Below are 13,042 nucleotides of genomic sequence, written 5' to 3' on the forward strand. Positions count from 1 at the left end.
TTATTTCTTTTCTCTTGGTCGATTGGATATGGCGAGGAGACCCGCTCTTGACAGAGCCGCTCCGAATAGGCGCCATCCCACCCAACGGGGAAGCTGCGAAGATCGACCGCTTTTTCCCCTTAAAACGGGGAGGCTTTAAATCAGAATCATTTAATTATTAATTATTAATTATTAATTATTCGGTAAGTATTTATGCTTAATGCTTAACTGAGAATTTGACTCCTGATCGAGATAAATGAAGATAATTTATATAGTATAAATACCTAAGCAACCTCAAGAATTTTATACTAATTTTCATGTTACAAATTGAAGTGCGGAATGTGGGATAAAATATTATTTTTGACTTTTAACTTTTGACTTTTGACTTCCGTAAAAATGAATGATAATAATGCCCAGATATTACCAGAGATGAATTCTCTTTGGCAGGAAACATTAAATTGGCAACCAACAGCAGAACAACAACAACAATTTCAGCAACTTTATCAGTTGATTATTATTGGCAATAAAAAGTTAAATTTAACTAGAATTACTACCCCAGAAGATTTTTGGGAAAAACATTTTTGGGATTCCCTCAGAGGGATTAAATTTATCTTAGAAAATCAGATAAACTCTCAAGAAGAAAAAAAGGTTATTGATATTGGAACAGGTGCAGGTTTTCCAGGATTACCAGTTGCTATTACGTTACCTAAATATACTGTTACGTTACTAGATTCAACACGTAAAAAAATTAATTTTATTGAAACTATTCTGGCAAATTTAGCTATTAAAAATTGTTTGACTTTAACTAACAGAGTTGAACAAATTGGTCGGATATTTCAACACAGAGAAATTTACGATTTTGCTCTTTTAAGAGCCGTTGCACCTACAATAGTTTGTGCTGAATATGCTTTACCAATGTTAAAAATAGGTGGCATGGCAATTTTATATCGGGGAAATTTTACAACTGATGAACAGGTTAATTTACAAAAAGTTGTCAAAATTTTGGGAGGAAAAATACATACTATTGAAGAATTTAAAACTCCCTTAACTAACAGTATTCGTCACTGTATATATTTGCAAAAAGTAAATAAAACTCCGATAAATTATCCTCGTTCAGTTGGTATACCGACTCAAAAACCTTTGAATCATCTCAATAGGGTTTGAAATAATTAATAATTAGGGTTTGCTGAAAAAGTCTTATGGGTGAGGGTAGGAGACAGGAGACAGGAGACAGAAGACAGGAGAAATGGGAATGAGCGAGGAAGTAGGACTAAGAATTGTCCCTTTACTTTTCTGCCCAACTATGAGCCTAAAATACTAACTTTTGAGCGTTTTAGACTGAAAACTACGCACTTTTTTCGACTCAAAAAAGGCTAAAACCTTTATCTGTAAATACTTTTAGATTTAATCAGCAAGCCCTAATTAATAATTAATAATTAATAATTGTTGAATATTCCCCTACTCCCATGATCAACAAAATGTAGAAAAGTTTTTGATAAATTGTATTAGTAGGAGTCAGGAGTCAGGAGTCAGAATTTACGAGAAAATCATAGCTGAGGGTGTTTCAAAAAAAAATCTGCTGATTGCTGATTGCTGACCACTGACTGCTTCTTTAACACTTCCGTTTTTTCCCTAAAAACAAACCAAAACCCAAGATTCCAATTGCCATAATAGTACTTGGTTCAGAAACAGTAACTGTGCTAATACTAAGATTATTAATTCCCAAAGCACGCTGTGGAATAGAACTACTAAAAACCAGTTTTGAAATCTCTGGAATATCGCTTTTTACTCCTAAAAATACTGCTGAATTATCTAGTACTAAGGAGGAAGTTCCATTAGTGGAAAAAGCTCCTAAAAGATTATTTTCTTTGTCAAAAGCTGAGATAAATGCCTCAAATTGAAGAGTATCATCAACAGCTATTTGAGTACCAGCTCCCTTGACAGGACTATCAAAATTAATAGTTATAGGTCCGGCATTTCCTACTGCTGGAAATGTTGCAGGATTAAAACCAGTAAATAATATCAAATCACCATCGGCAAAATTAGTGGGAATACCAAATGGTGGGGATGATGTTTGAAACACAAAAGGAGGAGTTATTTGTGGGGAAGATTGGAAAGGAATTTCTACATTTATTCCTGTACCACCTGTAGATATTGCAGAAAATGTATTTGGTAAAAATGCACTGGGGTCTGGTGAAAAAGGGTTGAAAATTTGACCTAAACTTGACCAATTAAGTTGGTCATTTTCTGCCAACATTGCACGTTCAGTAATAAAGGTTATTGCTTTGACAGGTAATGTTGAAGAAGAAAGAATTAAGAACCAAGAAGTGAGAAGGAAGAAGGGAAATTTGATGAAGAAAATTGGTGGATTTATTAAAGAACTTTGGAAAATATTATACAACTTTAAGACTTTATTTTCTGTTTTCATTATTAATACTTAATTAGATCAGACATATTATGTAAGCATTTTCTGCGGAATGCTGCGTAAACAGCTATTAGCTGTCAGCTATCAGCAACAAGAATCTCTCATATAGGACAGTGTTTAAATTAAAATAGACTTTAAAGGCAAGGGAGGCAACTTTTGTAGTAAGACAATTAAATATTGCTTTTATCCTAAACTAAAAGCAATAGCTGAAGTTCGCAGTTCCTCCGGAGGAGGCTAGCTGATGGCTGAGGGCTGAATGCTTATCATATTATATCAAATCTCATTAATTAGTCATAATAAAAATGTTTTTCTCTAGACTTGTTGCAGAAGTCAGAGAATAGGGAATGGGGAATAGAGAATCAAGAGATGAAATTGTTTATTTCATAGTCTTGAATTGATTTAATTAATACTTTTGCAAAAGGTGTTCTCTAAGCGAGAATATTTTTTAGCGATGAATGCTGTGCAAACAAATTTCCCTTTATTCCCTACTACCTCTACCATTACTATGCACCACAACCCTTCTTCCTTCTGTCATAATTGCCATGAAAAATATCTCCCACCATAAATTTTTCTAACGAGAGATTCAACAAATTTATTGATAAAAATAAACTTTCTGATTCTTTACCAAATAATTAAAGTTTAAAGCCTCTCCTTTCAAGGAAAAACAAGAAAAATTTTTCCTTTGAGTTAATCCTATCCGTTTTCAACGAGAGGTAATAATTAATTAGGGTTTGCTGAAAAAGTCTTTTGGTGAAGGGAGGAGTCAGGAGAAATGGGAATTATAGAGGAGGTAGTCGGAAAAATTGTAAGAGTGATTTTTCTGCCATAATCATCCCAAAATACTAGCTTTATGCAGCTCTTTCCACCAAAAAACTGACACTTTTTTAGACAAAAAAATGCTACAACTAATATCATTCAATGCTTTAATATTTAATCAGCAAGCCCTAATAATTAATTATTAATTACTAATTATTAATTATTAATTGTTGAAAATACCAATTCACTTTCAAGATGTTACAAATAGTTTCAAACCCCATATCTGAAATAATTTCCTGAAGTTACTGTGGAATCAAAGTTTCGAGTCTATAAAATATTAAATATTGCTTTTGTAAGGGCGAATGGCATTCGCCCCTACGACTTCCGTGAAACGGTATGAGATTCTAATGGCGATGACTATTTGGACAAGTTTGTAAGTCTTGACCCATCAACTCCTCACTTTTTTCCCTCTGGGTTTCATCTACAGGTTGTAAACCAACCCAGTTATTGACAACTTCTACATCAAATCCCACTTCTCTACGATCGCCCACTTGCATTAGAGGACGACGGATAAGTAATGGGTCACTCAGCATCATTGTTAGAGCAGTTTCAGCATCTATCTGTTCGGGAACTACTTCTCCAGATTTAATTTTTGGAGCAGCTTTATTAAACCACTCTACTACTGGGCGATCGCCAAAAAATAAACGCAAATTATCTTTTGTCCAAGCTTCTTTCAACAGGTTGTGAGTTTCTAATTGATGACCTGCTGTTTCTAGCAAAGTCTTTTGCTTGGTATTGTTCTTACAACCTGGTTTTTCATAAAAAATCACCTTTGTCATTGTATTATCTCCTCAGCAGTTTTTTGGTGATTTTCTTATCTTAATCCCTACTTAAATAGCATATTGTTACCAATTATCAATAAATTTGATTGTCAAGTATGGTATAATTCAATATCTGATTTTTATTTCAGATAAAATACTTATCAAAAAGGCAACTTTTCTATATAAATACTTAAATTATCAGTTCACTAATTTTGATGTTCCAGTTATTTTGTTCTTTTTTCTTTCTTGGTTCTTAATCAACTCACTGAAATGATTAATTCATTAATTTTGATCTTCCAGTTATCTACTTCGTTCTTCTTTTTTCCTTCTTGGTTCTTAATCAACTCACTGAAATGATTAATTCATTAATTTTGATCTTCCAGTTATCTACTTCGTTCTTCGTTCTTCCTTCTTGGTTCTTAATCAACTCACTGAAATAATTAATCTATTAATTTTGATGTTCAAGTTATCTACTTCGTTCTTCGTTCTTCCTTCTTGGTTCTTAATCAACTCACTGAAATAATTAATCTATTAATTTTGATGTTCAAGTTATCTACTTCCTTCTTCCTTCTTAGTTCTTCCTTCTTGCTCTCCATACTTTTCATCAGTTTTCCTGTCATAAGTTTGGCAGAAACTCTAGAAGAAACTCTAGAAAAAACTGTATTAGAAAAAATTCAACAAACGAGGGTACTAAAAGCAGGATTTAGAAGTGATGCAGCTCCTTTTAGCTATATCAGCAGTGAAACCAATCAATTAGAAGGTTATTCCGTTGAATTGGTTAAATTAATTCATAAACGTCTAGAACAAAAACTTAGTAAATCAATCAAATTAGAATTGCAAGAAGTATCTCTAGAAAACCGTTTTCAACTAATTCAAAATGGAAAAATAGATATTGTCTGTGCTGCTACAACTATTAATAATAGGAGAGAAGAAATAGTAGATTTTTCCATTCCTTTTTTTACTACAGGTATTCAATTCTTAGTAAGAAAAACAGATGTAGAAAGATTTGACCCCATGAGAGGTACTACAGGAAAAGTATCCATAGGATTTTTAGCAGGCTCAACTACTGATGAGGAATTTCGTCCTATTTATCCGAATGCAAATTGGCAGTCAATTTCCAACAGAGCTGAAGGTATTAGTCAATTAGGTCATGGTAAAATTGACGCTGTTGCTAGTGATGGAATTTTATTACTTGGAGAAATTAGGGTACAAAATAAAACTATTAGTGAGTTTGAACTAATACCTAAAATTCCTTTTACTTTTGAAAATTATGGTTGTATTTTGCCATTACAAAATCCAGATTGGGATAAATTAGTTGATACTACTATTGCGAGTGATGAAAATACTCAACTTTTGCATCAGTGGTTTGATCCTGAAAAAGGTAAATTTCCTTATGAAAGCTTCAGATAATCTATGAAATTAAATTATGAAATTGAATCAGGTTTTAGATTGAATTTTTAGGGGATTAAAACAGAAATAATTACAGATAGTGTGATTGAATGTGGGATTTTTAACCCAATTGAACGGCAAGTATTTTCTACACTTAAAATCTACCAGTGAAAAAAAACATAGCTTTGATAAAATAAAGGGAAAGAGGAATAAAAAATAGAGTAAATTCTAAATTTATTTTATCAACTGGACTTGGCATAAATTTATGAATTAATATTTTAATACCAGTAGAAAAATGTTTAAGCAAGATAAACTTGAGTCACCAAACTAACTATAGCGTTTTTATCTAGGATGTATAGACCAAATGCTATTAAAAATGGAATAGGAAATAGGGAATATTAAAAGAGGAAAAACAGCATTAAATAGTAGCAAACACAAGTATCTTATATACTTGAACGGCGCGCTTTGTTCTTAGAAAAAACCCTAAGCTAGATTTAAATCTCAAATAAAAAAACTATATAGTCTTTTTCAAATTAATAAAATAAACTTGCTTTATTTTTGCTCTACTCCCTCATATCAAATCTGTTTAATTTTGTATAAAAAAAATCATCTTCAGCTATTAGCAAATCTTTCTAAATTCTCTTTCATTCTGTACGTTGCCCTACCGACATCTCCCCTACCTGGCTCCTAATTAACTATCTAATTCTACCAATAGTACCGGATTTGATATAATTCCTCGTACTTCATCAGTAGAATAATTACTATAAATAATACTAATTACTCAAAATATTGAACACTTCAGTTATTAAGTAATAAGTAAATTTTAGTAATGTTTTTAGCAATTATTTGTATGAAGTAAAGAAATCTTATTCGTTACTGACCTACTCCCTGCTCTGGGTGAAATTTGGTAGGTAAATAGCAGTCCAAGGAAAGGGCACGGACATATCAAAAACTTCAAACTCAGACAACACAAGATTTTTCCTTATTTCTTCCTTCTGCAATAATATCCTGTTTATCTATTCTGATGGGAGTATATTTCAAAGAAAAGTAAAGTTTTGATGAACATATTATGAAAATAGACGAATTATTAAGGCAGTACGCAAGAGGAGAAAGAAATTTCAGTGGTGTTTATTTACATGAAGTACATTTGCTAGAAGCTGAATTAGAAGGGGCTAATTTTTTTGAAGCAGACTTAATCGGTGCTAACCTTAGTCGGGCTAATCTCAGTCGAGTAAATCTGGCCAAAGCTAATCTTAGTCGAGCTAATCTAATTGGAGCGGATCTAAGTGGGGCAAATTTATCTGGAGCTATTCTGGCAGGGGCTAAACTCAACAAAGCTGACTTAACAGGGGCAAAACTTACTAGAGCAGACTTAAGTCGTTCTAATTTTAGCCAAGTTAATATGATTAATGCTGACCTCTCAAGAGCTATCCTCTGTGAAACAGATTTACATGGGGCTAACTTATATGGCGTGAATTTCCGACGGGCTATTCTTAATGAAGCAGACTTAATTGGAGCTAACCTTACCAGAGCAGATATGGCAGGAGCAGATTTAATTGGAGCAAGTTTAATGAGAGCTGATTTGACAGAAGCTATTTTGAGTGCTGCGGACTTAAATGAAGCAAGTCTCTTGGGTGCTAATATTTCCAATTTGAATATAGATGGAGCAGCTCTCCAGGGAGTCATAATGCCAGATGGCGCAAGTTATGAAGAGTTTCAAAGAAGTATGCAAGATTAGTACCTAAAGCCTGACACCAATGCTAAGTTCCATGGCTCAGGCTTTCTTACATTTTTAGCCTTATATTATAATACGTGAACGAGTTGGCGTTTGACTTATGCTGATGATGAAGCGAATAAAGAGAAATGTTTTTCCTACTGTTCCCTGCTATATGTATGTATGATATGAGATACCAAATCAAAAGATTGAATTCCAATCATTAGTAACTATTTCTACATCTGAATATAATTTTTAGATTTCACGATCAAGATTAATTGTCTCCTTTATTTTTCCCTCTCATATTTTGCCATAATTTCCAGGTCTCTAGGGCTTTTCAAAATATTCAATCCAAACTAAAAAAATTGACAATATTTCCGAAAATTTAATTCCAAATTAAGACTCACTAATAATAGTTATCCCGCCAGCAAAAATTTAAGTAATACCAAAATTTCTATTTCTAAAAGTGGAGGATTTCCGACTAGTTTCTTACCCTTATCAAGTCGATACTCTTTGATTTTTAGAACATCTTATTCTGTATTTAAACCTTTTCTTAAACTGAAGTAGATAGATTGATTATTTTCATCACAAACATCATCTCAACGAAATACATCACTGGCTCGACTTCCTGGTTGATTTTCCACAGATAAGACAGGAGCTTATTGATTTTTATAAGTACGAATTCTCACAATTGATAATCTGTTATGGTCTGCCTGTAGTCGCAAATTTCGCTGAATTTATTAAGGCAATTTTCCTGAAGTTAAATTAGGATTAGTTAAGCATTTCAGGATACTCCTAAAATTTTGAGCTTCTAACATAAATAAAACATGGGGTTGAAAATTATCTCCAATGTTTGTGTACAAACAATCTTTTAAAGCTTTACCAATAAAATTGTTAACTAAACTTTGGTGTTGATTATCTATTTCTAACTATTCTATATTCGTGGAATTTTGCTCCCATTTTTCCGTCAAAAAAATTTGGTAAATTTCCCAATATGATACCCATTTTCAGTTGTTCTGCCATAAGTTAGGGGTATTCATTAATGGATAATGGATCATAGATAATTGATAATTACCTCTGGTTAAAATCGCTCTTGATTAGAATATAAGGAATATTGTCTTTTTTTTCCTTAAAAGGGGAAAAAAGCGGTCGAGGGATGGATGGGTTTCCTAAGCATATCCAATAGACCAAGAGAATAAATAATATTTCCTTATATTCAATTCTCTCGGTTTTAACCAGAGGTAATTATCCATTATCAATTAATGAAAGGAGGTCTCCCTTTGACAAAGCGGTGCGACCCCGCGACGACGCCAGCTCGCTTGCGGAACGCGCACCAAGAGAAAAAGAGAATTTATGACCTAAAAACTGGTATTGAAGCTATTCCCATACGACTCCTGACTCGGTTCTCCTGACTCCTAAGAAATAGCCTAACTATTTGTAGCAAACAGTTATCAAAAGGGACTTTGGCAGCAACTTTTATTCAAACTCAATGTCAAAGGTTGCTTTTACCTTTCTCAAAATTAAATTAATAGCTGATAGCTAATAGCTGACGGCTGAATGCTTACCTAAAAAATCTAACTCTTGATTTATTTCTGCCGATAAATTATTCAATAACTGTAATTTATTTCTTAACTTAATCGCCTCCGGTGACTGCTGACTAACAGGAACCTTAATTACTTTTTCTGCTATTGCTTCATATTCCTCAACTGCTTTTAAAGCTATAGCACTAAAACGACTTAAATAATCTCTAGCTGCATTAGCATAAGCTTGTTTTACCTGCTGCTGATAACTATCTAAATTTTGTGATTTATTCTGTTGATTATCGCTTAAAAAATAGGTAGCACCACCAGCAACTGCAGCACCCATCGGACCTCCTAATAACCAACCTATTCCAGTGGCGATCGCTATATTTCTTACCCCTCCTGATTTTTTGGTTTCTGATGGGGGTTGAGATGGCAAAAAAACTTTAGGAGCTTCAGGGAATGTGATAATTAATTCTGCTGGTTCTTCTTGTTGAAAAAACTCACAAGCTTTATCTATCCATTCAGTAATTTCTTGTTTATATTTCAGAGCTTCTGGTCGAAATTTTTCCGACTCCCAAATATTAAAAGTTCTTTGTTCCAAAACTATAGCCAATTCAAATTGATGGCGCTCTAAAAGTTTAGTTAAATATAGCCAACTTTGGAAATTTAAACTACTTTGTTGAAAGCCTTGTTTAATTAATTTTTCTGCCCGCTTTTGAATCTCAAATTTTTCACTTTTCTGCTCTTGGATAGCAATTAACTCTTTAGTTACCTCCTTAGAATTAGCCTCCATGACTTGACATAACTGAGAAGCGACTGTCTGTATTCTTGGTAATTGAATATCTATCTTTTTTCCATGAGTTTCAACAATATTTTGTAAAGCAGATTCAAAAGTTACTAAACCTGTTGTTTGTGCCAAAGAAACATCACCTTTTAAGCGACCCCGCAAAGCAGGCAAAGCATCAACTCGATATAAATTACTAATATTATTTGGTAGCTCCGAACGAAAACTTTCTGCCACAAACCGCATTCTATTGTCAACTTCTTTTTGTTCATCTGGCGCGAGTAAGTTCATAAAATTAACGACAAAAACTACTGTCTTAATACCTCTTTCCCACAACCAATCTCTGAGATTTTCTCGTTCTCCTAAAGTCATCAAATTTCTGGCATCTAAAACCTGTACTACTAGATCGGCGGTTAACAATTTGTCCTGCACCAAAATATCTTGAGCTTCCCGGTCATTTGTTCCTGGTAAATCTAAAAATTCAACTCCTCTTTTCAAGAAAGGATGAGGGCAATAAACTTCTACTGAAGTCACATCATCTCGCATTCGACGACTATTATCTAGCACTGCATATTGTTTGAGAATATCTGTACCAGTTTCACAAATTTTACTTCCATCTTTCAGATTAATTTTAGTCTGTAACTCTGTGCCATATTTTATATAAATTGCAGCTCCAGTAGTAGGAATTAAATCAATGGGTAATGTTCTTTGACCTAAAAAAGCATTAAGCAAAGTAGATTTGCCATAATTAAACGGAGCAAAAACAGCAATTTTAAAAGAAGGATTTTTCAGATATTCACAGATAGAAATTATATCTTTTTTCAATTGAGAGTCTGGCTCAAGTTCTAACATTCCAAGAGCAGAATTAAAATAGCGAATCAAGTTATCAAAATTAGTCTGCAATTCTTACTCCTCCTTTATATAACAATCTTATTTGAGTTATGAAATACTGTAGATTTTAGGAAACAGGAAACAGGGGTCAATACAGTTATAAGTTATCAGTTATCAGTTATCAGTAACTCTGGCTATTGACCGAAAAATTCTGGTCAATAAAGTCCATTCATAGCATAATGTCCTAATACCATTTTTAAAAAAATAATTTCACGAATAATAAGTGTGATTAAACAATTTTAAACGAGATGTCCTTTTGACAAAAAGGTGCTAAAAATTGTTTGGGGTTATTAAGACAGGAAGTGGCGTGTCGAAGATATCCATAAGCAATCTTTATTTCTGCCTTCTTCCTTCTTCCTTCTTCCTCCTTCCTTCTTCCTTCTTCCTTCTGCTATAAAATTGCTTTCATAAAATCCTGATAAATGGCAGCTATTTTTTTACACTCAGATGACACATCAGTTTCTAACCTTTGAAAACGAGCTAATTCTGCATCATTATTAATTTCTTGTTCCTGTTTTTGCTTGAGCAAATTATCTAATTCCGACTTCCGAGACTTAATATCATCATCTATCCTTTCTTTAACTTCCCCTTCATAAGTATCAAAACATTCTTTAATAGCATCATAAATAGGTTGCCACTGTTCATTTGCTACTTCAGGTAAATGTTTAACCAACTCTTTTTTCGCTATTTGAACTACTTTTTTCCGTGCTTCATCTGCCTGCATTACACCCACACCTAAACCTAACAAAGCTAAACCAATAGGTCCTAAAGTTATCCCAGTAAAGAAAGTAATTGCTGTATATATTCCTCCTACAGCTAATAAATTTAGCAAGATATTTTTCCAATCAAAACCCGCTCCGGCCATCGCAATACCTGCGATATTACCCCTAGCTAATGAAAATAATCCCATAGCCCATTTTGCCCAACTAGGAGCGTTATCTTCAGTAGAAACAGAAAGCACAGATTTGACCTTTTTTCCTGTTAGTTTTTCAGTAATTTTATCTGTGACTTTTGTATAGGAAGCACCATAATGAGCAGCTCTTCTGGAAAGTTGTAAAAATGCTGCATCCATCTTATTTTCAACAGTAATAGTCCATGCTGCTAATTTATCACTAATATATTGTTCAAATCCTTTTTTTAGTTCTATTTCAAAAGCTTCTCTTTTGCCAGGATTAATAAAATCGAGAAATTTCATATCTGGTTGATAACGCAAAAAATCTGATTCAAATGTATGTTCCAGGTCGAGAACATAAGAACGAAAAGAATGAGCAATTTCAGTCGCTTCTTTGTCTCTAACTGTTCTAATTTCTGACTGAAATTGGTCGCGAATTTCAGCAAGTTTATGAAACTCTGGTGCTACAGAATTAATCTTATTTTTTAGCTCTTCAATATTCTGTTCTAATAAAGGAGTACGACGAGCGATCGCCTCTCGTAAATGACTATCTGCTTGATGTGCTAAAGTTTTGGCTTGTTGAAATTCTTGAGCGGCTCTTTCCTGAGTTAAAAATCTATTTAATGCACCAAAAAATTCTGGGAAACCTGTTCCCTGTAGAGAAACTGAAGGATTTTTTAATCGTCTTCTTAATGCCAGAATTGAAGATAGTTCAAAAACTCTTTCTTGATAAATATTTTTATTTTCTTCTACACAATACTCATGGAGGTTAGCTTGAAAAACTCTTCTTAATTTTACCTCTGCTTCTTTTAATTCTTCTCGGTCATCTGGGTCAATTAAACTTTCTTGTACTTGATCCCAAGCATTAATTAAAAAGAAGACACTTAACCCTCTACCTTTAATATAATTTTCCAGATAGCGACGTTCTCCTAAAGTACAAGGTTGAGTTGCTCTCATCACAAATAAAATAGCATGACAATTATTGATATAGCCAAGAGATAATTCATTTCTTGCTTCTGTATCATTTAAACCAGGACTATCAACAATTTCTATCCCCTTTTCTAAAATTGGTAAGGGATATTCAACCACTGCATAATCAATATCAGGAAATGCTTGTTTTTTTTCCTGTTCTAATCTTTTCGCCTCTGCTGGATCAATTGTATAGTTTCTTTTAAAGCTCTTAAAATCTAGTGACAGAGGTTTTTTTTCATCATTAAAATGTATAGTAACTTTTTTTTCTGATCCAAATTTTAATACAGTTAATAATGCCGTACAGGGATTAACATCACTAGGTAAAATATTTTCACCTATTAAAGCGTTGAGAAATGTGCTTTTTCCCCGTTTCATATCTCCCAATACCATCAGACGAAAAACGCCAAGGCGAAGGTTTTTGCCAGCAATTTTAATATCTTCTATTTCTCTGTCTAAACCTAATTTTCCAGAAGTATTTTTACCTTCTGATTCTGCTTTTTCTAAAGTTTCAGCTATTGTGCCTAAATGAGCAGCTACTTCGGATCGAACTTTAGCTACTCTTTCTAAATCTTGGATGAAATTTTCTGCTTCTATTTTATGACTCATTTTGATTTCAATAAATAAATTTTGCTTCAAAATTATTGGTTTGTGACTTTGCTCGGCTAATTTGATAGGCAGTTATAGCAAATCATTTCAAACCATTATTTTTAAGTTGGGAGTCTTGAGTAATATCAACCTGGTTTATGTTGTTATGGTTGAGAGTTGTCATAATTTGGCGTTGCTGAATTACTCTATGATTTTGCTACATTATGTATTAATGTGGTTTATAGTTTTTCGCCATCTATTATCATGCCAAAAATTAGTAGCGCCTATAATTTCAAACTGAAGATTAATTC

General features: G+C 33.2%; 7 protein-coding genes. 3 read left to right on the forward strand and 4 right to left on the reverse strand.

What is annotated here, in order from left to right:
* Window positions 1–375: 375 nt before the first annotated feature.
* On the forward strand, window positions 376–1,143 hold the full coding sequence (gene rsmG / locus F6K23_RS02130) for a 16S rRNA (guanine(527)-N(7))-methyltransferase RsmG (protein WP_293150060.1): 768 nt from the start codon (window positions 376–378) through the stop codon (window positions 1,141–1,143).
* A 448-nt stretch (window positions 1,144–1,591) separates the two neighbouring features.
* On the opposite strand, the gene F6K23_RS02135 is transcribed toward rsmG, so the two are convergent.
* Window positions 1,592–2,407 carry a PEP-CTERM sorting domain-containing protein gene (locus F6K23_RS02135; protein ID WP_293150061.1) on the reverse strand — a complete coding sequence of 272 codons (816 nt, stop codon included), beginning with the start codon at window positions 2,405–2,407 and terminating at the stop codon, window positions 1,592–1,594.
* Between the two features lie 1,157 nt (window positions 2,408–3,564).
* A complete protein-coding gene (locus F6K23_RS02140) occupies window positions 3,565–3,999 on the reverse strand; it encodes an ArsC/Spx/MgsR family protein (protein ID WP_293150063.1) in 435 nt (144 codons plus the stop codon).
* Window positions 4,000–4,605: 606 nt separating this feature from the next.
* On the opposite strand from F6K23_RS02140, the gene F6K23_RS02145 reads away from it, so the two are divergent.
* Window positions 4,606–5,391: an amino acid ABC transporter substrate-binding protein gene (locus F6K23_RS02145; protein WP_293150065.1), complete on the forward strand. Its 786-nt coding sequence runs from the start codon at window positions 4,606–4,608 to the stop codon at window positions 5,389–5,391.
* Between the two features lie 1,048 nt (window positions 5,392–6,439).
* A complete protein-coding gene (locus F6K23_RS02150; RefSeq protein WP_293150067.1) occupies window positions 6,440–7,108 on the forward strand; it encodes a pentapeptide repeat-containing protein in 669 nt (222 codons plus the stop codon).
* 1,515 nt (window positions 7,109–8,623) lie between these two features.
* Here the strand turns inward: F6K23_RS02150 and F6K23_RS02155 are convergent.
* Both F6K23_RS02155 and F6K23_RS02160 read right to left on the reverse strand, forming a co-directional pair.
* Window positions 8,624–10,294, reverse strand: a complete 1,671-nt coding sequence (locus F6K23_RS02155) for a dynamin family protein (RefSeq protein ID WP_293150069.1) — start codon at window positions 10,292–10,294, stop codon at window positions 8,624–8,626.
* A 379-nt stretch (window positions 10,295–10,673) separates the two neighbouring features.
* On the reverse strand, window positions 10,674–12,752 hold the full coding sequence (locus F6K23_RS02160) for a dynamin family protein (protein ID WP_293150071.1): 2,079 nt from the start codon (window positions 12,750–12,752) through the stop codon (window positions 10,674–10,676).
* Window positions 12,753–13,042: the final 290 nt, after the last annotated feature.

The organism is Okeania sp. SIO2C9, from assembly GCF_010672455.1.
In the GTDB taxonomy this organism is placed as follows: Bacteria; Cyanobacteriota; Cyanobacteriia; order Cyanobacteriales; family Microcoleaceae; genus Okeania.